The organism is Methylobacterium sp. Leaf85, assembly GCF_001422125.1.
Classification (GTDB): domain Bacteria; phylum Pseudomonadota; class Alphaproteobacteria; order Rhizobiales; family Beijerinckiaceae; genus Methylobacterium; species Methylobacterium bullatum.
Genome location: NZ_LMME01000021.1, coordinates 1 through 21,617 on the forward strand (window position 1 = coordinate 1; position 21,617 = coordinate 21,617).

General features: G+C 64.9%; 17 protein-coding genes, 1 tRNA gene and 1 pseudogene. 2 read left to right on the plus strand and 17 right to left on the minus strand.

The window, feature by feature from the left end; translation table 11 throughout:
- The 10 genes from ASF08_RS24095 to ASF08_RS12180 form a co-directional block, all read right to left on the minus strand.
- The coding region (locus tag ASF08_RS24095; RefSeq protein ID WP_244474518.1) for a GTP-binding protein at positions 1-120 on the minus strand (120 nt) is incomplete at its 3' end.
- Between the two features lie 63 nt (positions 121-183).
- Positions 184-2,259 (minus strand): elongation factor G, encoded by a 2,076-nt coding sequence (gene fusA / locus ASF08_RS12140; RefSeq protein ID WP_018044232.1) that lies wholly within the window; start codon positions 2,257-2,259, stop codon positions 184-186.
- Positions 2,260-2,289: 30 nt separating this feature from the next.
- Positions 2,290-2,760, minus strand: coding sequence for a 30S ribosomal protein S7 (rpsG, locus tag ASF08_RS12145; RefSeq protein WP_018044233.1), 471 nt, complete (start codon positions 2,758-2,760; stop codon positions 2,290-2,292).
- 99 nt (positions 2,761-2,859) lie between these two features.
- Complete coding sequence (gene rpsL, locus ASF08_RS12150) at positions 2,860-3,231, minus strand: 30S ribosomal protein S12 (RefSeq protein ID WP_018044234.1); 372 nt, start codon at positions 3,229-3,231, stop codon at positions 2,860-2,862.
- A 601-nt stretch (positions 3,232-3,832) separates the two neighbouring features.
- Positions 3,833-8,041 carry a DNA-directed RNA polymerase subunit beta' gene (gene rpoC / locus ASF08_RS12155; protein ID WP_056145549.1) on the minus strand — a complete coding sequence of 1,403 codons (4,209 nt, stop codon included), beginning with the start codon at positions 8,039-8,041 and terminating at the stop codon, positions 3,833-3,835.
- A 175-nt stretch (positions 8,042-8,216) separates the two neighbouring features.
- Positions 8,217-12,341: a DNA-directed RNA polymerase subunit beta gene (gene rpoB, locus ASF08_RS12160; RefSeq protein WP_018044237.1), complete on the minus strand. Its 4,125-nt coding sequence runs from the start codon at positions 12,339-12,341 to the stop codon at positions 8,217-8,219.
- A 248-nt stretch (positions 12,342-12,589) separates the two neighbouring features.
- A complete protein-coding gene (gene rplL, locus ASF08_RS12165; RefSeq protein ID WP_018044238.1) occupies positions 12,590-12,961 on the minus strand; it encodes a 50S ribosomal protein L7/L12 in 372 nt (123 codons plus the stop codon).
- Between the two features lie 57 nt (positions 12,962-13,018).
- Positions 13,019-13,549, minus strand: a complete 531-nt coding sequence (rplJ, locus tag ASF08_RS12170) for a 50S ribosomal protein L10 (RefSeq protein WP_018044239.1) — start codon at positions 13,547-13,549, stop codon at positions 13,019-13,021.
- A gap of 559 nt (positions 13,550-14,108) precedes the next feature.
- A complete protein-coding gene (locus tag ASF08_RS12175; RefSeq protein ID WP_018044240.1) occupies positions 14,109-15,737 on the minus strand; it encodes a B12-binding domain-containing radical SAM protein in 1,629 nt (542 codons plus the stop codon).
- 186 nt (positions 15,738-15,923) lie between these two features.
- On the minus strand, positions 15,924-17,252 hold the full coding sequence (locus tag ASF08_RS12180) for an aminotransferase-like domain-containing protein (protein WP_156629575.1): 1,329 nt from the start codon (positions 17,250-17,252) through the stop codon (positions 15,924-15,926).
- 465 nt (positions 17,253-17,717) lie between these two features.
- Between ASF08_RS12180 and ASF08_RS24100 the strand changes: the two genes are divergently transcribed.
- The gene (locus tag ASF08_RS24100) at positions 17,718-17,957 is read left to right on the plus strand and encodes a hypothetical protein (protein ID WP_244474517.1); all 240 of its coding nucleotides are present in this window, start codon (positions 17,718-17,720) and stop codon (positions 17,955-17,957) included.
- Positions 17,958-18,227: 270 nt separating this feature from the next.
- Positions 18,228-18,371 carry a hypothetical protein gene (locus ASF08_RS25335; RefSeq protein ID WP_200931854.1) on the plus strand — a complete coding sequence of 48 codons (144 nt, stop codon included), beginning with the start codon at positions 18,228-18,230 and terminating at the stop codon, positions 18,369-18,371.
- Positions 18,372-18,451: 80 nt separating this feature from the next.
- On the opposite strand, the gene rplA is transcribed toward ASF08_RS25335, so the two are convergent.
- The 7 genes and pseudogenes from rplA to ASF08_RS24105 all read right to left on the minus strand — a co-directional run.
- A complete protein-coding gene (gene rplA, locus ASF08_RS12190; protein WP_018044244.1) occupies positions 18,452-19,150 on the minus strand; it encodes a 50S ribosomal protein L1 in 699 nt (232 codons plus the stop codon).
- A 12-nt stretch (positions 19,151-19,162) separates the two neighbouring features.
- Positions 19,163-19,612 (minus strand): 50S ribosomal protein L11, encoded by a 450-nt coding sequence (gene rplK / locus ASF08_RS12195; protein WP_018044245.1) that lies wholly within the window; start codon positions 19,610-19,612, stop codon positions 19,163-19,165.
- A 229-nt stretch (positions 19,613-19,841) separates the two neighbouring features.
- Complete coding sequence (gene nusG, locus ASF08_RS12200) at positions 19,842-20,375, minus strand: transcription termination/antitermination protein NusG (RefSeq protein ID WP_018044246.1); 534 nt, start codon at positions 20,373-20,375, stop codon at positions 19,842-19,844.
- Between the two features lie 67 nt (positions 20,376-20,442).
- Positions 20,443-20,745 (minus strand): preprotein translocase subunit SecE, encoded by a 303-nt coding sequence (gene secE / locus ASF08_RS12205; protein WP_056145558.1) that lies wholly within the window; start codon positions 20,743-20,745, stop codon positions 20,443-20,445.
- A gap of 227 nt (positions 20,746-20,972) precedes the next feature.
- A tRNA-Trp gene (locus ASF08_RS12210) sits at positions 20,973-21,049 on the minus strand.
- A gap of 54 nt (positions 21,050-21,103) precedes the next feature.
- Positions 21,104-21,424, minus strand: a complete 321-nt coding sequence (locus tag ASF08_RS12215; RefSeq protein WP_056145562.1) for a YbjQ family protein — start codon at positions 21,422-21,424, stop codon at positions 21,104-21,106.
- Positions 21,425-21,532: 108 nt separating this feature from the next.
- Positions 21,533-21,617: pseudogene (locus ASF08_RS24105) on the minus strand (EF-Tu/IF-2/RF-3 family GTPase); the annotation flags it as partial.

Genomic DNA, 21,617 nt, shown 5'->3' on the forward strand with positions numbered 1-21,617 from the left:
ACCCGACTCCGCCAGGACCTTCGTGATCGCCGCCGTCAGCGACGTCTTGCCGTGGTCGACGTGACCGATCGTGCCGATGTTGCAGTGCGGCTTGGTGCGGGCAAACTTCTCTTTGGCCATCGTAGCCTCCGTAATCTCAGTGTTTCAGGTGATGCTGCTGCGGTCCGGAAAAGGCGGGAAGCCTTAAGCGTACTTCGCGACGACCTTCTCGGCCTCGCCGCGCGGCACCTCTTCGTAATGGTCGAATTGCATCGTGAAGTTCGCGCGGCCCTGGGAGAAGGACCGCAGCTGGTTCACGTAGCCGAACATGTTGGCCAGCGGCACCATCGCGTTGATGACGTTCGCATTGCCGCGCATGTCCTGGCCCTGGATCTGGCCACGGCGGGAATTCAGATCGCCGATCACCGAGCCGGTATACTCCTCCGGCGAGACGACCTCGACCTTCATGACCGGCTCGAGCAGGACCGATCCGCCCTTCTGGAGGGCTTCACGGAGCGCCGCACGGGAGGCGATTTCGAAGGCCAGGGCCGACGAGTCGACATCGTGATAGGCGCCGTCGATCAGCTCGACCTTGATGTCCACCACCGGGAAGCCGGCGAGGATACCGGCACCGAGCACCGAGTTGAGGCCCTTTTCGACGCCCGGGATATACTCCTTGGGCACCGTGCCGCCGATGATCTTCGAGGAGAACTCGAAGCCCTTGCCCGGCTCGTTCGGCTCGACCACGAATTTCACCCGAGCGAACTGACCGGTACCGCCGGTCTGCTTCTTGTGGGTGTAGTCGATCTCGGTGCGCTTCGTGAGCTTCTCACGATACGCCACCTGCGGCTGGCCGATATTCGCGTCGACCATGTAGGTGCGGCGCAGGATGTCGACCTTGATGTCGAGATGGAGTTCGCCCATCCCGCGAAGGATGGTCTGGCCCGATTCCTGGTCCGTGGAGACGCGGAACGAAGGATCCTCAGCGGCGAGCTTGGCGAGAGCGATGCCGAGCTTCTCCTGATCGGCCTTGGACTTCGGCTCGACCGCGATCTCGATGACGGGCTCGGGGAACTCCATCTTCTCGAGGATGACGGCGTCCTTCGGGTCGCACAGCGTATCGCCGGTACGAGTTTCCTTGAGACCAGCCAGAGCCACGATGTCGCCGGTGAAGGCTTCCTTCACGTCTTCGCGGTTGTTGGCGTGCATGAGAAGCATGCGGCCGACACGCTCTTTCTTGTCGCGCGACGAGTTGATGACGTTGGCGCCGGATTCGACCTTACCCGAGTAGACACGGCAGAACGTGATCGTGCCGACATGCGGGTCGTCCATGATCTTGAACGCCAGCATCGAGAAGGGATCGCTGTCGGACGGATGACGAACGGTCTCTTCCTCGGTCTTGAAGTCGAGGCCCTTGATCTCGCCGCGATCGGCGGGAGACGGCAGGTAATCGACGACGGCGTCGAGCAGGGGCTGAACGCCCTTGTTCTTGAACGCCGAACCGCAGAGCACGGGGTGGAAGGCGCGACGCTGGACGGCCGTGCGCACGAGGCGATGCATCGTCTCGGCATCCGGCTCGACACCGTCGAGATAGGCCGACATGGCATCGTCATCCATCTCGACGCAGGCTTCGACGAGCTTGATCCGGTATTCGGCAGCCTGATCGGCGAGGTCGGCCGGGATCTCGGTCTCCGAGAAATCGGCGCCGAGCTTCTCGGACGTCCAGACGATGGCCTTCATCTTGATCAGGTCGATGACGCCCTTGAAGGTCGTCTCGGCGCCGATCGGCAGCTGCAGGCAAACGGGCTTGCCGGCGACGCGGTCGATGATGTCGGCGACGCATTTGAAGAAGTCGGCGCCGATCTTGTCCATCTTGTTGACGAACACGACGCGCGGGACGTCGTACTTGTCGGCCTGACGCCAGACGGTCTCGGTCTGGGGCTCGACGCCCTGGTTGCCGTCGAGCACGCAGACGGCGCCGTCGAGGACGCGCAGCGAGCGCTCCACTTCGATGGTGAAGTCTACGTGGCCGGGGGTGTCGATGATGTTCAGGCGCTTGTCGCGCCAGAAGCAGGTGGTCGCGGCGGAGGTGATCGTGATGCCACGCTCCTGCTCCTGCGTCATCCAATCCATCGTCGCGGCGCCGTCATGGACTTCGCCGATCTTATGGGACTTGCCGGTGTAGTAGAGGATCCGCTCAGTGGTCGTAGTTTTTCCAGCATCAATGTGAGCCATGATGCCGAAATTACGGTAGTCCTCGATCGCATGCGTGCGGGGCATCGGATTGCTCCTGAAAGGGTCCGGGGCCGCTTACCAGCGGTAGTGCGAGAAGGCGCGGTTGGCTTCAGCCATCCGGTGCGTGTCTTCCCGCTTCTTGACCGCGTTGCCACGGTTGTTCGCGGCATCGAGGAGTTCGGCCGAGAGGCGCTCGACCATGGTGCGGTCGTTGCGGCCACGGGCGGCCTGGATGAGCCAGCGGATCGCCAGAGCCTGACGACGCTCGGTGCGAACCTCGACGGGGACCTGGTAGGTCGCGCCGCCGACGCGACGGGACCGCACTTCGATCGCCGGAGCGACGTTCTCGAGAGCGGCGCGGAACACCTCGATCGGGTTCGCACGGGCGCGGTTCTCGACGATGTCGAACGCGCCGTAGACGATACCTTCGGCGATCGACTTCTTGCCCTCGTACATGATGGAATTCATGAACTTGGTGAGCACGATGTCGCCGTACTTGGCGTCCGGGATGATCTCACGCTTTTCAGCAGAATGGCGGCGGGACATCGCTCGCTCCGTCTATAAATCAAGGTCTTGAAACCACCCCGCGCAGGCCGCCTGAACCTCATGGAGGTCGGCGACATCCTTACGGGATGAGCGAAATTCTTACTTCGGGCGCTTGGCGCCGTACTTGGAGCGGCGCTGCTTACGACCCTTGACGCCCTGCGTGTCGAGCACGCCGCGCAGGATGTGGTAGCGAACACCGGGAAGATCCTTCACGCGGCCGCCGCGGATCATGACCACGGAGTGCTCTTGAAGGTTGTGACCTTCACCGGGGATGTACCCGATGACTTCGAAACCGTTGGTCAGACGGACCTTGGCGACCTTACGGAGAGCCGAGTTCGGCTTCTTCGGCGTCGTCGTGTAGACGCGGGTGCAAACGCCACGCTTCTGCGGGCAGGCGTCGAGCGCCGGCACTTTGTTGCGGCTCTTCTGCGCCTTACGCGGCTGCGCGATCAGCTGGTTGATCGTCGGCATACTCTGCCCTCTTCATTCGGACCGCTGAGACGCGATCCCATGTTCGGCTTCACGAGGCAGCCTGTCTCCAGGCTGTCGCGGATCTCGATAAGAAGATCCGCAAAACGAATATGCGCCATGGATCGGTGAGGACCCGTGGCGCGTGTTCGGCAGAGGATCACGCCTTTCAGCGCGCTCGTACCTACTGATCTGACAAGGACGTCAGTCGATGTGAGTGCCGGAACCGGATTAGCGATTGTCTCTCGGCCCGAGGGTCGCGACTCGCTATGTCCTGCTGTTGTGCCGGAGTGGCGTGCTTCTATGCGGGGGATGGCGGAACGTCAATCCCGAAGCACGATAAAGTTTGGTCCGACCGGCGGTTAACGCCCGATTATTGGCCCGCTGAGGAGTCGGGCGCCCGGTAGAAGCGATGGATGGCAGGTTCGCCCCATCGGATCAAGGTCATGAGCACGGACCGGAGGGCGGCGGTGATTGCGATTCGCTGCGAATTCCCGTCGGGAGATTGATCCCGTCTTTGCCTCGCCAGAGTGGTTTCGCGCAACGAAAAAGGGCGGCCATCGCTGGCCGCCCCTTCGGTCTTTCCGAACGCTGTCGTCGAGGATCACTCGGCGGCAGGCGGCAATTCGCTGAGGGGCTGGGCGCCGCTCTCCGCTGCCTTCTGCTGCAGGATCATGGCGTCGCGACGCCGCGCCACGGCGCGGATGTCGGCTGCCATCGACCCGGTGCCCGCCGGAATGAGCGAGCCGACGATGACGTTCTCCTTCAAGCCCTCGAGATGGTCGACCTTGCCGTTGACGGCCGCCTCGGTGAGGACGCGGGTGGTTTCCTGGAACGAGGCCGCCGAGATGAACGACTTCGTCTGCAGGGACGCCTTGGTGATGCCCAGCAGCACCGGCACGCCCACCACGGCCTTCTTGTTCTCGGCGAGCAGCTTCTCGTTGATGTCCGCGAGTTCCGTCCGGTCGATCTGGTCGCCCGTCAGGATCTCCGAATCGCCGCCATCGGTGATTTCCACCTTCTGCAGCATCTGACGGACGATCACCTCGATGTGCTTGTCGTTGATGGACACGCCCTGGAGCCGGTAGACCTCCTGGATCTCGTTGACGAGGTAAGCAGCGAGCTCCTCCACGCCCTTGATCGCGAGGATGTCGTGCGGCGCCGGGTTGCCGTCGACGATGTAGTCGCCGAGCTCCACGACGTCGCCGTCCTGGAGGTGGATGTGCTTGCCCTTCGGGATCAGGTACTCGACCGCATCCGAACCGTCATGCGGCGTCAGCGTCAGACGACGCTTGTTCTTGTAGTCGCGCCCGAACTGGATCGTGCCCGACTTCTCCGCGATGATCGCCGCGTCCTTCGGACGACGGGCCTCGAACAGCTCCGCCACCCGCGGAAGACCGCCGGTGATGTCGCGGGTCTTGGCCGAGTCGGTGGAGACACGGGCGAGGATGTCGCCGGCCTTCACCGTGCCGCCCGGGTCGTAGCCGATGATGGCGTCGACCGGGAGGAAGTAGCGGGCGTCCGAGCCGCGCGGCAGCTTCATCGGCTTGCCGTCCTGGTCGAGGACCAGCATGGCCGGCTTGAGGTCGGCCGTGCGGGCCGTACCACGCCAGTCGATGACGACGCGCTTGGCGATGCCGGTCGACTCGTCGGTGGTCTCGGTGATCGACTGACCGTCGATCAGATCCTCGTAGGCTACGATACCGTCGGTCTCGGTGATGATCGGACGGGTATAGGGGTCCCACTCGGCGATGCGCTGGCCGCGCTTGACGGTGTCGCCTTCGTCCACCCGCAGGCGTGCGCCGTATTGCAGGCGGTGGACCGCACGTTCCGCTCCATCGGTGCCGACGATGACCACCGCCACGTTACGACCGGTGGCGATGAGATCGCCGTCGGTGTTGCGCGCGAGCGCCCGGTTGCGGATCTTGATCGTGCCTTCGAAGCTCGACTCGATGAAGGACGAATCCGCGATCTGCGCCGCGCCGCCGATGTGGAAGGTACGCATGGTGAGCTGGGTGCCCGGCTCGCCGATGGACTGCGCCGCGATGACGCCGACCGCCTCGCCCATGTTGACGGGCGTTCCACGGGCGAGATCGCGCCCGTAGCAGGTGGCGCAGACGCCGCTCTTGGTGGCGCAGACGAGCACCGAGCGGATCTTCACCTCTTGTATGCCGGCCGCCTGGATGGCGGGCAGGTGCTTCTCCTCGATCGTCTCGTTGGTCTTGACGATGACCGTACCGTCCTGAGCCACGAGATCTTCGGCCGTGGCGCGGCCGAGGATGCGGATCGACAGCGGAGCCACGACCTGGCCCGCATCGACGATGGCGCGCATCTTGATGCCGTTGGTGGTGCCGCAATCGACCTCACGGATGACGGCGTCCTGTGCCACGTCGACGAGACGGCGGGTCAGGTAGCCGGAATTCGCGGTCTTCAAGGCGGTGTCGGCAAGGCCCTTACGGGCTCCGTGCGTCGAGTTGAAGTACTCGAGAACGTCCAGGCCTTCCTTGAAGTTCGAGATGATCGGGGTCTCGATGATCTCGCCCGAGGGCTTGGCCATGAGTCCGCGCATCGCGGCGAGCTGCTTCATCTGCGCCGGCGAACCACGGGCACCGGAATGGCTCATCATGTAGATCGAGTTGATCTGCTTGTCGGCGCCGTTCTCGTCCTTCTGCACGGTGGAAATGCGCAGCATCATCTCGGCGGCGAGCTTGTCCGAGCACTTGGCCCAGGCATCCACCACCTTGTTGTACTTCTCGCCCTGCGTGATCAGGCCGTCGTTGTACTGCTGCTCGTAGTCCTTCACCAGCGCGCGGGTGTCGTCCACGATCGGCCACTTGTTGTCCGGCACCACCATGTCGTCCTTGCCGAACGAGATGCCGGCCTTGAACGCGTGGTTGAAGCCCAGCGCCATGATGCGGTCACAGAAGATCACCGACTCCTTCTGACCGCAGTGGCGGTAGACGGTGTCGATCATCGCGGAGATCTCCTTCTTCGTCATCAGCTTGTTGACGACGTCGTAGGGGACCTTCTTGTGCAGCGGCAGGGCAGTGGACAGGATCACGCGGCCGGGCGTGGTGTCGTAGGTCTGGGTCAGCGGCTCGCCATCGGGGCCGATGCCGTTCCACCGCCAGCGGATCTTCGAGTGCAGCTTCACGGTGTTGGCCGCGAGGGCGTGCTCGAGCTCGCCGATGGTGCCGAAGACACCCTGCATCGGGTTCTTCTTGTTGGTCGGGTCGAAGGCGCCGATGGCGCCCTCGGCGACGATCGACAGGTAGTACAGGCCGAGCACGATATCCTGCGACGGCACGATGATCGGCTGACCGTTGGCCGGGTGCAGGATGTTGTTCGTCGACATCATCAGCACGCGCGCTTCGAGCTGGGCTTCCAGCGAGAGCGGGACGTGGACGGCCATCTGGTCGCCGTCGAAGTCGGCGTTGAAGGCCGCGCAGACGAGCGGGTGAAGCTGGATCGCCTTACCTTCGATCAGCTTCGGCTCGAACGCCTGGATGCCGAGGCGGTGGAGCGTCGGCGCACGGTTGAGCATCACCGGGTGCTCGCGGATCACCTCGTCGAGGATATCCCAGACTTCGGGCTTCTCCTTCTCGACGAGCTTCTTGGCCTGCTTGACGGTGGCGGAGAAACCCTTGGCGTCGAGGCGTGCGTAGATGAAGGGCTTGAACAACTCCAAGGCCATCTTCTTCGGCAGGCCGCACTGATGCAGCTTCAGCTCCGGGCCCACCACGATCACCGAGCGGCCGGAATAGTCGACGCGCTTGCCGAGCAGGTTCTGGCGGAAGCGGCCCTGCTTGCCCTTGAGCATGTCGGCGAGGGACTTCAACGGACGCTTGTTGGCACCCGTGATGACGCGGCCTCGGCGGCCGTTGTCGAACAGCGCGTCCACCGCTTCCTGAAGCATGCGCTTCTCGTTGCGGATGATGATGTCTGGCGCGCGCAGTTCGATCAGCCGCTTCAGGCGGTTGTTACGGTTGATGACGCGGCGGTAGAGGTCGTTCAGATCGGACGTGGCGAAGCGGCCGCCGTCCAGGGGGACGAGCGGGCGAAGGTCCGGCGGGATCACCGGAACCACGGTGAGGATCATCCATTCGGGCTTGTTGCCCGACATCTGGAAGGCCTCGATGATCTTCAGGCGCTTGAGGAGCTTCTTGGGCTTCAACTCGGAGGTCGTTGTGGCGATCTCCTCGCGGAGCGAGTTCGCGATCCCGTCGAGGTCGAGCTCCTGCAGAATGCGCCGGATGGCCTCGGCGCCGATCATGGCGGTGAAGCTATCCTCGCCGTACTCCTCCTGGGCGCGCAGGTACTCTTCCTCGGAGAGGAGCTGACGCTCCTTGAGGGGGGTGAGGCCCGGCTCGATGACGCAGTAGGATTCGAAGTAGAGGATGCGCTCGAGGTCCTTGAGCGCCATGTCGAGCAGCAGGCCGATGCGGCTCGGCAGCGACTTCAGAAACCAGATATGGGCGACGGGGGCGGCGAGCTCGATATGCCCCATGCGGTCGCGCCGAACGCGCGCGAGGGTGACTTCGACGCCGCACTTCTCACAGATGACGCCCTTGTACTTCATGCGCTTGTACTTGCCGCACAAGCACTCGTAATCCTTGATCGGGCCAAAGATGCGCGCGCAGAACAGGCCGTCGCGCTCGGGCTTGAACGTGCGGTAGTTGATCGTCTCGGGCTTCTTGATCTCGCCGAAGGACCACGAGAGGATCTTCTCGGGGCTCGAGATCGAAATCTTGATCTGGTCGAAGCTCTGGGGCTGAGCCTGCTGGTTGAAAAGATTCATGACCTCTTGGTTCATGGATCGACTCCTGCTGACGGGGCGCACCCTCCGCCGAGGGGCTACCGCGTGCTGAAAACGTGAGGTCGGCGCAGTGACCGGTCGGGTCGCCGCTGGCCGTCGTCCCGGGAGGCGCTTCCCCTCCCCGCTCGGACCGCGCCGGCGAGGTGCCGGCGCGGGAGCGTGTGGTGTGGTCTTACTCGGCCGCCTCGGCGGGCGGGTCGAGCTGGTCGTTCGCGAGCTTCTTCGAGGAGGTGAGCTCCACGTTGAGGCCGAGCGAGCGCATCTCCTTGACGAGCACGTTGAAGGACTCGGGGATGCCGGCCTCGAAGGTATCGTCGCCGCGGACGATGGCCTCGTAGACCTTGGTGCGGCCGGCGACGTCGTCCGACTTCACCGTGAGCATCTCCTGCAGCGTGTAGGCCGCGCCGTAGGCTTCCAGTGCCCAGACCTCCATCTCGCCGAAGCGCTGGCCGCCGAACTGCGCCTTTCCGCCCAGCGGCTGCTGGGTGACCAGGGAGTACGGACCGATAGACCGTGCGTGGATTTTGTCGTCCACGAGGTGGTGGAGCTTCAGCATGTAGATGTAGCCCATCGTCACCTTGCGGTCGAAAGGCTCGCCCGTGCGCCCGTCGTAGAGCGTCGACTGCGCCGAACGGTCGAGCCCGGCCAACTCCAGCATCGTCTCGATGTCGGCTTCCTTGGCGCCGTTGAACACCGGAGTGGCCATCGGCACGCCGCGGCGGACGTTGTTGGCCGCCTCCGCCATGTCGTCGTCCGAGAGGCCCTCCAGTTCCGACGGCGAGTAGATCGCCTCCATCTCCGCCTTGAGGGGCGCGATGTCGTTGCTGCGGAGATAGGCGTCCACGGCGAGCCCGACCTTGCGGCCGAGACCGGCGGCAGCCCAGCCCAGATGGGTCTCGAGGATCTGACCGACGTTCATGCGCGACGGCACGCCGAGCGGGTTGAGCACGATGTCGGCATGCGTCCCGTCTTCAAGGAACGGCATGTCCTCGATCGGCACGATCCGCGACACGACGCCCTTGTTGCCGTGACGGCCGGCCATCTTGTCGCCCGGCTGGATCTTGCGCTTCACGGCGACGAAGACCTTGACCATCTTCATGACGCCGGGGGGCAACTCGTCGCCGCGCTGCAGCTTCTCGACCTTGTCGAGGAAGCGCTGCTCGAGGCGCTTCTTCGACTCGTCGTACTGCTTCTGCATCGCTTCCATCTCGGTCATGAGACGGTCTTCGACGACGGCGAACTGCCACCATTGCGAGCGCGGGTACTCGTTCAGGAGTTCACGGCTGAGCGTGGTCTCCTTCTTGAAGCCCTTCGGACCGGCGATCGGCGACTGGCCGATCAGGACGCCGGCAAGGCGGGCATAGGTGTTGCGGTCGAGGATCGCCTGTTCGTCGTCACGATCCTTGGCGAGACGCTCGATCTCCTCGCGCTCGATGGCCTGGGCGCGCTCGTCCTTGTCGACGCCGTGGCGGTTGAACACCCGGACTTCGACGATGGTGCCGGTGACGCCCGGGGGAACCCGGAGCGAGGTGTCGCGGACGTCCGAGGCCTTCTCGCCGAAGATGGCGCGGAGAAGCTTCTCTTCCGGCGTCATCGGGCTCTCGCCCTTCGGGGTGATCTTGCCGCAGAGGATGTCGCCCGCGTGGACCTCGGCACCGATATAGACGATGCCGGCCTCGTCGAGGTTCTTCAGCGCCTCTTCCGAGACGTTGGGGATGTCGCGGGTGATTTCCTCCGGACCGAGCTTGGTGTCTCGGGCCATCACCTCGAATTCCTCGATATGGATCGAGGTGAACACGTCATCCTTCACGATCCGCTCGGAGAGCAGGATCGAGTCCTCGAAGTTGTAGCCGTTCCACGGCATGAACGCGACGAGCACGTTCCGGCCGAGCGCCAGCTCGCCGAACTCCGTCGACGGACCATCGGCGATGATCTCGCCCTTCTTCACCTGCTCGCCCACGCGGACCAGCGGCTTCTGCGTGATGCAGGTCGACTGGTTGGAGCGCTGGAACTTCTGCAGGCGGTAGATGTCGACGCCGGGCTTGTTGGCATCGGCCTCTTCGGTGGCGCGGATGACGATACGGGTCGCATCCACCTGGTCGACGATGCCGGAGCGGCGCGCCGCGATGGCGGCACCCGAATCGCGGGCGACCACGGCTTCCATGCCGGTACCGACGAACGGCGCGTCGGCGCGAACCAGCGGCACCGCCTGGCGCTGCATGTTCGAACCCATCAGGGCGCGGTTCGCGTCGTCGTTCTCGAGGAACGGGATGAGGGCCGCGGCCACCGAGACGAGCTGCTTCGGCGACACGTCCATGAGGTCGACGCGGTCGGGCGGCACGACGATGACGTCGCCGGCCCGACGGCAGACCACGAGGTCTTCCGTCAGCTTGAAGCTCTCGTCCATCTGGGCGTTGGCCTGGGCGACGTAGTACTTCGCCTCTTCCATCGCCGAGAGGTAGGAGACCTCCTTCGTCACCACGCCGTCCTTCACGCGACGGAACGGGGTCTCGATGAAGCCGTACTTGTTCACCCGCGCGAAGGTTGCGAGCGAGTTGATGAGACCGATGTTCGGGCCTTCCGGCGTCTCGATCGGGCAGATGCGGCCGTAATGGGTCGGGTGCACGTCGCGCACCTCGAAGCCGGCGCGCTCACGTGTGAGACCGCCAGGGCCAAGCGCCGAGAGGCGACGCTTATGCGTCACTTCCGAGAGCGGATTGGTCTGATCCATGAACTGCGACAGCTGCGACGAGCCGAAGAACTCACGCACCGCGGCCGCGGCGGGCTTCGCGTTGATGAGGTCCTGCGGCATGACCGTGTCGATATCGACCGAGGACATGCGCTCCTTGATGGCGCGCTCCATGCGCAGGAGACCCAGGCGGTACTGGTTCTCCATGAGCTCGCCCACCGAACGCACACGGCGGTTGCCGAGGTGATCGATGTCGTCGATCTCGCCCTTGCCGTCGCGCAGGTCCACCAGCGCCTTGACGACCGCGAGCATGTCCTCGCGGCGCAGGGTGCGCACGGTGTCCTCGGCGTCGAGGTCGAGGCGCATGTTCATCTTCACACGGCCGACCGCCGAGAGATCGTAGCGCTCGGAATCGAAGAACAGCGAGTGGAACATCGCCTCGGCGGTGTCGAGCGTCGGCGGCTCGCCGGGACGCATGACTCGGTAGATGTCGAACAGCGCGCCTTCGCGGGACGAGTTCTTGTCCACGGCGAGGGTATTGCGGATGTAGGGACCGACATTGACGTGGTCGATGTCGAGCACGGGGAGCTCGGACACGCCGACCTCTTCCAGGCTCTTGAGGAGCTTGTCGGAAATCTCGTCGCCGGCCTCGGCCCAGATCTCACCGGTCTTCGGGTTGACGAGATCCTCGGCGATGTACTGGCCGATCAGGTCCTCGTCGGTGGCCTTAAGGAACTGAACGCCGCGCTCGCTGATCTGGCGGGCGTTGCGGGCGTTGAGCTTCTTGCCGGCCTCGAGCACGACCTCGCCGGAATCGGCGTCGACCAGGTCGACGGATGCCTTGAAGCCCTTGAGACGGTCGGCATCGAACGGAACCCGCCATTCGGCGCCGTCGCGGTCGTAGATGACGCGGTTGTAGAAGGTGGAGAGGATCTCTTCACCGTCGAGGCCGAGCGCGAACAGCAGCGAGGTCGCCGGCAGCTTGCGCTTCCGGTCGATACGCACGTGCACGATGTCCTTGGCGTCGAACTCGACGTCGAGCCAGGAGCCGCGATACGGGATGATGCGGGCGGCGAACAGGAGCTTGCCCGACGAGTGGGTCTTGCCCTTGTCGTGATCGAAGAACACGCCCGGCGAACGGTGCATCTGCGAGACGATGACGCGCTCGGTGCCGTTGACGATGAAGGTGCCGTTCTCCGTCATCAGGGGCATGTCGCCCATGTAGACGTCCTGCTCCTTGATGTCCTTGACGGACTTCGCCCCGGTATCGGGGTCGACATCGAACACGATGAGGCGCAGCGTCACCTTGAGCGGAGCCGCGAAGGTGATGCCGCGCTGGCGACACTCGTCGACGTCGTATTTCGGCTGTTCGAACGTGTACTTGACGAATTCGAGGAGCGCGGTCGCCGAGAAATCGGAGATCGGGAAGACCGATTTGAACACGGTCTGCAGGCCTTCGTCGCCCCGTCCGCCTTCCGGCTCGTCCATCATCAGGAATTGGTCGTAGGATGCCTTCTGAACCTCGATGAGGTTCGGCATCTCGGCGACTTCCTTGATCTTGCCGAAGAATTTGCGAATGCGCTTGCGACCGACCAGCGTGTTGGCCATGGGTGACCTCGCTCCTACGTCCCGCGTACCGGGTGCCCGGGGAAGGCTTTATGCCTCCCGCGACCAGGCGATGAACCCGTCCCGCCGGACCAAGCCCACCCGAAATGAAATGCCGCCGGTCCGTTCCAGGACCGCCCGGTCGCCTGAAGCGACCTTAGCCCACGGGTCGGAGACCCGCGGGCGTCGGTGCCGGCCGGCCCCGATGGGACCGACCGGAAGTGACGGGCCTGATTTGGCCCATCGGCAACTTACTTGAGCTCGACCTTGGCGCCGGCCTTCTCGAGCTGGGCCTTGAGCTTCTCGGCCTCTTCCTTGTTGACGGACTCCTTGACAGCCTTCGGAGCGCCCTCGACGAGGTCCTTGGCTTCCTTGAGGCCGAGGCCGGTGATCGCGCGGACCTCCTTGATGACCTCGATCTTCTTGTCGCCGGCGGCGGTCAGGAGAACCGTGAACTCGGTCTGCTCCTCGACGACGGCGGCCGGGCCAGCGGCCGGACCGGCGACGGCGACGGCAGCAGCGGCGGAGACGCCCCACTTCTCTTCGAGGAGCTTGGCGAGGTCGGCGGCTTCGAGAACGGTCAGCGAGGACAGGTCGTCGACGAGCTTGGCAAGATCAGCCATTGTATTCTTCCTTTGGATATCGGTTTGAACGGATGGTTTGTAAAGGACGAGGCGGCGTCAGGCCGCTTCGTCCTGAGCCGCGTCCTTGGTGGCATAGGCTCCGAACACGCGAGCCAGCTTGGCAGCCGGAGCGTTGACGACCTGAGCGATCTTGGTCGCGGGAGCCTGGATGAGGCCCACGATCTTGCCGCGCAGTTCGTCGAGGGACGGGAGCGACGCGAGCGCCTTCACACCGTCCGGGTTCAGAGCGGTCGTTCCCATGGCGCCGCCGAGGATCACGAGCTTGTCGTTACCCTTGGCGAAATCCACCGCAACCTTCGCAGCCGCGACCGGATCGCTCGAATAGGCGAGCAGGGTCGGACCCTTCAGGAGGGGCTTGATGGAGGCGACGTCCGTGCCATCGAGAGCGATGTTGGCGATGCGGTTCTTGGTGACCTTCACGGTGGCACCGGCCAGCTTCATCTGCGCGCGCAGCTTCTGCATCTCGGCGACCGTGAGGCCTTTGTAGTGGGCCACGACGACGACAGACGTGTTCGCAAACACGCCGTTGAGCGTCGAGACGAGATCAGCTTTGGCTGTCCTGTCCACTGGGGCTCTCTCCGGTTGGCGGGTCCCTCTCGGGGAGGGGCCGCCGGTTGCACATGCCGCCCGGAACGGAACTCGGCTCAGCGAGAAGCCGGAACGTCCTGGACGACGCTTCACGGCCCTGTCCCCTGACATCCTCCGGAACGGTGGACGGCACGGGCGAGATGGTTCAAACCGATACCTGACTGCGCCGCGAATCGCGGTGCCGAGAGGGTCTTGAATTCGGTCTTCCCCGTCTGTGCAGGCTGGGGAATTAAGCCGGTTGCCCGGCGCCTGCAGTCTCGGACAGGACATGGCCGGACGAGGCTTGAAGGGGCTGTTCGCCCCTCAAAGCCTTCCGGCCATTATCGTCTGGTCGCCCAGACGAATTCGCATGTCGGATATCGACCGATTGGTCGAATCCTTTCAAAGTGTGAAAAACGTTGAGCGGGGTCTATAGGCCCTAGCAAGCGCCCTGCCAAGTGCCCCAGGTGAAGAAATCCGCCGTGCTTGTACGATTTTGATTGACGGGATTTCCTCCCGCCTCTGCGGCGGGAGGAACTTGGGGCGCTGAGGTAAGTCCCTACGTCGGCAGGAACTTACGCGCGGCCTGCCACCAGGGCGTGCGGGCATTTTCCAGCTTCTGATCGGCCTTGGCCGCGTAGAAGGAGGCGTTGTGTTCGCCGCGTAGGGCCTCGCGGGTGAAGCGGATCAGGTGGTGGGCGACGAAGCCCATGTTGAAGACCGCCTCGATCTGTCCGCGCTTCAGGGCATGGCCCGCCGCGCGCCAGAACACGCCCCGGTAATCCGACAGGATTCCCACGCGCAGGGCGATGTTGAAACCGAGCACGAGGCCGCGACGGAGATTGGTCCGCGTCAGCTTGCCCCTGGTGGGCGTCTTGATCCGGTGCGGATAGGTCCGCTCCACCTGATAGCGGAAGCGCGCGAACAGGTTCTCCGGCTCGTAGGCATGGGCGATGGCCCGGCGCCAGCTCGCCACCACGTCGTCGTGCGGGCGCTTGAACAGGACGTTGGATTCCAGCGCCGCGTCGTGGGTGAGGCGCCCCTCGCGGGTCAGCCTATCCCAGAGCGGCGTCTTCGGCAGGGCCTGGAGCAGGTTCATCGTCAGCACCGGCACCGCCGACTTGTCGACGAAGTCGATGAGCTTCTGCTCCGAGCCGTCCGTCTCGGTGTCGAGGCCCAGGATGATGCCCGAGGTGACTTCGAGGCCGAAGCTGTTGAGCGTCTCGATCGCCTCGTACATCGGCACGGCGGCGTTGTGCTTCTTGTCGATGCCCGCCAGCGCGTCCTCTTCCGGCGTCTCGATGCCGACGAAGACGGTCATGAAGTTCGCCTGGCGCATCAGCTCCAGGATGTCGGGCTGCTTGGCCATGTTCAGGGTCGCCTCGCAGGCGAACTGAAGCGGGTAGTGGTTCTTCTTCTGCCACTCCACGAGGTGGGGCAGCATGTCCTTCGTGGCCTTGCGGTTGCCGATGAAGTTGTCGTCGACGAAGTACACGACGGCCGGATGGCCCGGCTGCGAGATGATCGCGTCGAGCTCGCCGAGCATCTGCTCGGGAGTCTTCAGGCGGGGCTGCCGGCCATAGAGCTGCGGGATGTCGCAGAACTCGCAGCGATAGGGACAGCCGGACGAGAATTGCAGGGAGCCGATGAGGTAGCGCTTGAGGGGGGCGGCCTCGTAGGCGGGTGCCGGAAAGTCCGAGAGCGGAAGGCGCTCCTTGGTCTCCAGGCGAACCTGGCTCGCCGGGATCGACACGTCGCGGTCGAGGATCGACACGAGCTCGTCGGTGGCGTCGCCGATCTCGCCGATATGGAGATAGTCGAATTCCGGATATTGCTCGGGCGATCCGGAGACCGAAGGGCCGCCCAGCGCCGTCACCTTACCGGCGGCATGCGCCCTGGCGTAGATGTCCCGAATCTGTGGGGCCTGGATGTGCATGCCCGACACGAACACCGCATCGGCCCAGGCGAAATCGTCCGGCCCGGCCCGTTTGATGTTCTCGTCGATGAACCGGTATTCCCATTCCTCCGGCATATAGGCCGCGATGAGGAGAAGGCCCTGCGGTGGCATGAAGGCCTTCACCCCGCCCATTAACGGGTAGGCATGGGCGAACGTCCCAAAGGACGGTGTGTATGCGGGAAAGACGCACAGGATGCGTCGATTGGAGGTGACGGAGAGGGTGCATCGCATGGCGGCATTCCTAGCACAGACAGGTGAGGAGGCGTCACCCTCGCGTGTTGATTTCTTGACCCTTTCTGGGATGGATCTCGCCTTGTCGCGTCGCCGGGGAGGATCCTTCGCGCGCGTTTGACGCAGGCGCGAGATGCGCCTCGGGTCCACCGGCCCGTCGTGCGGGCCCCGCCGACGGTGTGGATCTCACTCCACCACGGAATCGTCCTCGTCGAGAGCGAGGCGCCGCAGCGTCTGAAGTGCGGTCTCGAGCCGCTCGAAAGGCGGTGAGCCGAGCGCGAGGCGCACCCCGTTCTCCGGCGTTGCCGGATCGACGGCGAAAGCGCTGGCCGGCGACACCGCCACGCCATTGCGCGCCGCGGCGCCCGCATAGCGTTCCGCCGTCCAATGGGGAGGAAGAGAGAGCCAGAGGTGGAACGCCCTCGGGTCGCCCCGAACGTCGAGGCCGCTCAGCGCTTCCCGGGCCGCGCTCTGGCGCGCTGCCGCGTCCGCCCGCTTCGCCTTGCCGATCCGGCTCGCCGTTCCGTCGGTCATGAGATGAAGGGCCACCGCCAGGGGGAGTCCGCTCGCGGTCCAGCCTCCCGTGCGGATCGAGCCCGCGAGCCGCTGCGTGAGATGGGGCGGCCCGGCGACGAAACCGAGGCCGAGGCCCGGAGCGAGGCGCTTCGACAGGCTGTCGACGACGATCACCCTCTCGGGTGCCAGGGCAGCCAGGGGCTCCTCGTCACAGAGGAACCCGTACACGGCGTCCTCGATGCAGACGAGGTCATGTCTGCCGAGGAGCGATGCTATGGCGTGCCGGCGATCCGCGCTCATGGTTTGGCCGAGGGGGCTTTGCAGGACAGGCTGGAGGTAGAGGGCGCGGAGGGGGGCCTCGCGATGAGCCCGCTCGATGGCGTCCGGGATCACCCCCTCCGCATCCATTGCGAGGGGAACCAGTTCGACGCCAAGCCGGGCCGCGAGGCCCTTGACGATGGGATAGGTCATGGCCTCGACGCCGATCCGATCGCCGGGCTGGGCCAGGGCCGAGATCGCCGCGGCGATGCCCTGGCGTCCGGCCCCGGTGAACAGGACGGTCTCGGGGTCGGCCGACCACCCTCCCCGCGCGAAGAAGGCCGCCGCCCCGGCGCGCGCCGGCTCCTTCGCGCCCGGCCGGACCGGCGAGAACGCGGCTCGGAGCCTGGCCGGTTCGAGCAGGGCGCCGAGGCTGGCGCTCAGCTCCGCCGCCTGATGGGGCAGGATCGAGAAGACGTGCTCGAGATTGATGAGTCCGGTCTCGGAGTCCGGCAATGCTGCCGCGGCGGAGGCCGAGGCGCGGATGAAGGTGCCGCGTCCGACCTCTCCGGTGATCAGTCCGCGCCGCGACAGTTCCGCATAGACACGGCTCGCGGTGGAGACGGCGATCCCGCGCTCGAACGCGAACTGCCGTTGCGTCGGCATCCGGCTCCCCGGCGCCAGGCGCCCCTGGGCGATGTCCGCGGCGATCCCCTCCGAAATCGTCCGATAGTCTGCCACGCGTATATTGCTCCGAGTACAATGATTTAATTGATTCGATTCAATTTCGGATCAATAGGAATGGGCGACCCGATGGAGGTGACCCGATCATGCCGATATCCGACAATTTATCCACCAACGCTCGGCCTCTCGCGAGGCCGTTCGACTCTCTCGGCCACCCTAACCAGCGCTTTCCCGCGAGAGCAATCGCTCTCCTGTCGATCTGGTACAGCAGGGCGGCCGGGCGGCGTACAATTCGCGAATTGACCTCGGAACAAATGAAGGCGCTCGATCTCGATCCCGTCGCTCTGCGTGTGGAGGCCGCCAAGCCGTTCTGGCGTGCATGAGCACGGACGCGAATGCCCGGGCGGAAAGCCGGGCATTCGCCCGCAGAGTCCGAAGGGGTGTGGTCAAGTTTCGGAGCATGACCTGCCGATGTGCAAGCTCAGCCGCGATGCGACGACTCTTCCTCGCCGGAGCGCGCCCGTGTCCTTCAGAACCCTCCTTGCCGCACGTATGGCTCTGGCCGCCCTGGCCTTGCCGATGATCGGGCCTGTGGCGGCTCATGCCACCGAGCAGAAACAGAGCCAGACCGACCCCCTCGTCTCCACCGAATGGCTGGAGGCCAACCTCGCCTCGCCGAAGCTCCGGATCGTCGAGCCGGGCGTCTACGAGCGAGGGCATGTGCCCGGCGCACAGAACGTCCTCTGGCATACGGACCTCTGATCGGGACTGCATTCCTGGTCGCGGCCCTGCAGATGTCGGGCGATCCCGGCGGTGAACGGCTCGCGCTGTCCCCGACATTCGGAGCCCTGTATGGCTTCGTGCTGCAACGCCTGCGCTTCTTCTGCTTCTGCCAGTGGCGCGACCTCATCGATCGGCGTGACCCGCGCGGGGCACTCGGCACCCTCGCCGCCCTGGCCGCCGGGGCGGTCGGCCACAGCGTGGGGCTGGGAGCGTGGGTGCCTGGTCGGAGCGGCGTGCGGCTGGGGCGCGATGACCGGTCTCGGCTGCAGCGTCGGCACGCTGCTGTCCGGGATCATGGCGGGTGCCGCATCGGGCTGGCTCTTCGGCGCGACGATGTTCGCCGGGCTCACCGCGACGCTGCTGGCGAGCCGGCGCCTGTCGCTGCTGCCATAGACAGACACAGCGCCCCGCCAAAAGAAAACGCCCGGCCTTGAGAGCCGGGCGTTTTCATATCTTTATGTGAGAAGCGCCGATCAGGCGGTCAGCACGGTCGAGGGCTCGACCCGCACGCCCGGGCCCATCGAGGAGGTCACGGCGACGCGCTGGATGTAGGTGCCCTTGGCGCCGGCGGGCTTGGCCTTGGCCACCGCGTCGGCGAACGCCTTGATGTTCTCGACGAGCTTGGCTTCGTCGAACGAGACCTTGCCGATACCGGCATGGACGATGCCCGCCTTCTCGACGCGGAACTCCACCGAACCGCCCTTGGCGCCGGCGACCGCGGACTTCACGTCCATGGTGACGGTGCCGACCTTCGGGTTCGGCATCAGGCCGCGGGGGCCGAGCACCTTGCCGAGACGGCCGACGAGGGGCATCAGGTCCGGGGTCGCGATGCAGCGGTCGAACTCGATCTTGCCGCTCTGGACGATCTCGAGCAGGTCCTCGGCGCCGACGATGTCGGCACCGGCGGCCCTGGCCTCGTCGGCCTTGGCGCCGCGGGCGAACACCGCCACCCGCACCGTCCGGCCGGAGCCGTTGGGCAGGTTGCAGACGCCACGGACCATCTGGTCGGCGTGACGCGGATCGACGCCGAGATTCATCGAGACCTCGACGGTCTCGTCGAACTTGGCGCTGGCCTTCTGCTTCACCAAGGCGATCGCCTCGTCGATGGTGTAGAGCTTGAGCGCGTCGATGCCCTCGCGGGCGGCGCGGATGCGCTTGCCTTCGTGTGCCATTGTGCCCTCCCCTTAAGCGACGACGTCGAGGCCCATGGCCCGCGCGGAGCCACGGATCATGGCGACGGCGGCGTCAACCGAGTCGCAGTTCAGGTCGGGCATCTTCTTCTCGGCGATCTCGCGAAGCTGAGCTTCGGTGACCTTGCCCACCGTCGGGCCCTTGCCCGGGGTCTTGGAGCCGGAAGCCGGCTTCTTGCCGATCTTCAGGCCGGCGGCCTTCTTGAGGAAGAAGGTGACCGGCGGCTGCTTCATCTCGAAGGTGAAGGAGCGGTCCTGGTACGCCGTGATGACGACCGGGATCGGGGTGCCCTTCTCGATCTGAGAGGTCTTCGCGTTGAAGGCCTTGCAGAATTCCATGATGTTGAGGCCACGCTGACCGAGCGCGGGGCCGATGGGCGGCGACGGGTTCGCGGCGCCGGCCGGAACCTGAAGCTTCACGTAGCCCGTGATCTTCTTTGCCATAGGGACTGCTCCCAAATGTAGGCTCGCCGCCCGGCTGCCTGGAGCACGGACGGGGCGAGCGGTTGCAGGTCGCGGTGCGGTCCGTGGATCCCGGCGGCAAACCGGGCGGACCTCCCGCGTGTGACGCCGTCCGGGGAGTGACCCCGACGGCCATTTTCACGCTCGGCTTGGCACCGCGCGGAAAAGCTGAAGACCGGTCAGTCGCGACCGACCTCGAAATTCGAAAAAATCAGATCTTCTCGACCTGGGCGTATTCGAGTTCCACCGGAGTGGCGCGACCGAAGATCGACACGGCGACCTTGAGGCGCGAACGGCTCTCGTCGATTTCCTCGACGGTGCCGTTGAAGGAGGCGAAGGGACCGTCGGCGACGCGGACGGTCTCGCCGATCTCGAAGGAGATCGAGGGCTTGGGACGATCGACGCCCTCGGCGACCTGACCCTTGATCCGCTCGGCTTCGGAATCGGGAATCGGCACCGGCTTCGACTTGTCGGCGCCGAGAAAGCCGGTGACCTTGGGGGTGTTCTTGATGAGGTGGTAGACCTCGTCGGTCAGATCGCACTTCACCAGCACGTAACCGGGGAAGAACTTCCGCTCGGCGTCGACCTTACGGCCGCGGCGGACTTCGACGACCTTTTCGGTCGGGACCATGACCTCGTCGAACAGCTCCATCAGCCCGCGCTGAGCCGCCTGATCCTTGATGGACTGGGCGACCTTGTTCTCGAAATTCGAGTAGGCGTGGACAATGTACCAGCGTTTCGACACGGTTCTCACCAAATCCTGACGTCGGTCTGCCCGGTCGCGACGACGCGCCCAGGGAGACTCAGTTGTTCTAGGCGCCGACCCCGAGGATCAGGGTCACGATGTAGCGCAGGGCCTGGTCAACGACCGTGAAGAAGATGCTCGCCGCCACGACCATGATGAACACCATGATCGTCGTGACGGTGGTCTCCCTGCGGGACGGCCACGTGACCTTGCGGCCCTCGTCGCGCACCTGGGACAGGAACTCGGCCGGGCCGACACGCTTGGGCGCGGGCCGCACGGGCGGGGTCGCCCGAGGCGGCGTCGGCGTGGCGGAGCCGCGCTGCGGGGTGCGCGCCAGGTCCGCCTTCTTCGTTGCTTCGTTCGATGCCATTGATGCCAACAACAGGGAAAATCGGCTCTGACCGGAAAGCGGGCCGGTGCGGAGGCTCTGGTCGAAGCCCGCACCGAACACAGTCACCGATCTCGGAGTGCGAACGCTCTAGCGCAAGTCCCGGGTCTTGTCGACCGTCGCGGACATATCGACAGAGAGCGGGAAACACGCTCCGGTTCGGCACTCCCGACGGGAGGCCGTTCCAGCATTGCGCTCAAGGAAAACACTGGCAGGAGTGGAGGGACTCGAACCCGCAACCTCCGGTTTTGGAGACCGGCGCTCTGACCAGTTGAGCTACACTCCTACGCGCCCCGCTCCTCTATACAGGAACGAGCCGGTGCACAAGCGGGGCATTGGCCTATTCCCGAACAACTCTCACTGCGGTGCCATAGGCCAGGACTTCGGTGATGCCGTCCATGATGTCGGTCGCATCGTAGCGCATGCCCACAATCGCATCGGCGCCGGCGGCTGCCGCCTGTTCACACATGTGTTCGAACGATTCCCGGCGAGCGGTTTCGGCCAGAGAGAGGTAGGCGTCGATCCGACCGCCGAACAGTGCCTGGACCCCGCCGACAACGTTCCCAATGACGCTGCGTGAGCGGACCGTGATGCCACGGACCATCCCGAGATGCGCAACGACACGATAACCAGCGATCTCGTTGGTGGTGGAAACCATCATCGTGTGGAGGTCCTCATGATGGAAGGCAAAAAAACACCCACGGATCAGCGGCGATCCGTGGGTGACGCGGTGTAGGTAGAAAAGCGCCCCGACAGGAGCGTACCGAACTTAATCGTTGATGGCTGCGACGACGCCTGCGCCGACGGTGCGACCGCCTTCACGGATGGCGAAGCGGAGCTTCTCTTCCATGGCG

Coding starts and splice junctions, on each gene's coding strand:
- fusA (WP_018044232.1), bottom strand. CDS start 2,259: ATGCCCCGCACGCATGCGATCGAGGACTACCGTAATTTCGGCATCATG.
- rpsG (WP_018044233.1), bottom strand. CDS start 2,760: ATGTCCCGCCGCCATTCTGCTGAAAAGCGTGAGATCATCCCGGACGCC.
- rpsL (WP_018044234.1), bottom strand. CDS start 3,231: ATGCCGACGATCAACCAGCTGATCGCGCAGCCGCGTAAGGCGCAGAAG.
- rpoC (WP_056145549.1), bottom strand. CDS start 8,041: ATGAACCAAGAGGTCATGAATCTTTTCAACCAGCAGGCTCAGCCCCAG.
- rpoB (WP_018044237.1), bottom strand. CDS start 12,341: ATGGCCAACACGCTGGTCGGTCGCAAGCGCATTCGCAAATTCTTCGGC.
- rplL (WP_018044238.1), bottom strand. CDS start 12,961: ATGGCTGATCTTGCCAAGCTCGTCGACGACCTGTCCTCGCTGACCGTT.
- ASF08_RS12175 (WP_018044240.1), bottom strand. CDS start 15,737: ATGCGATGCACCCTCTCCGTCACCTCCAATCGACGCATCCTGTGCGTC.
- ASF08_RS25335 (WP_200931854.1), top strand. CDS start 18,228: ATGACCGGTCTCGGCTGCAGCGTCGGCACGCTGCTGTCCGGGATCATG.
- rplA (WP_018044244.1), bottom strand. CDS start 19,150: ATGGCACACGAAGGCAAGCGCATCCGCGCCGCCCGCGAGGGCATCGAC.
- rplK (WP_018044245.1), bottom strand. CDS start 19,612: ATGGCAAAGAAGATCACGGGCTACGTGAAGCTTCAGGTTCCGGCCGGC.
- secE (WP_056145558.1), bottom strand. CDS start 20,745: ATGGCATCGAACGAAGCAACGAAGAAGGCGGACCTGGCGCGCACCCCG.
- ASF08_RS12215 (WP_056145562.1), bottom strand. CDS start 21,424: ATGATGGTTTCCACCACCAACGAGATCGCTGGTTATCGTGTCGTTGCG.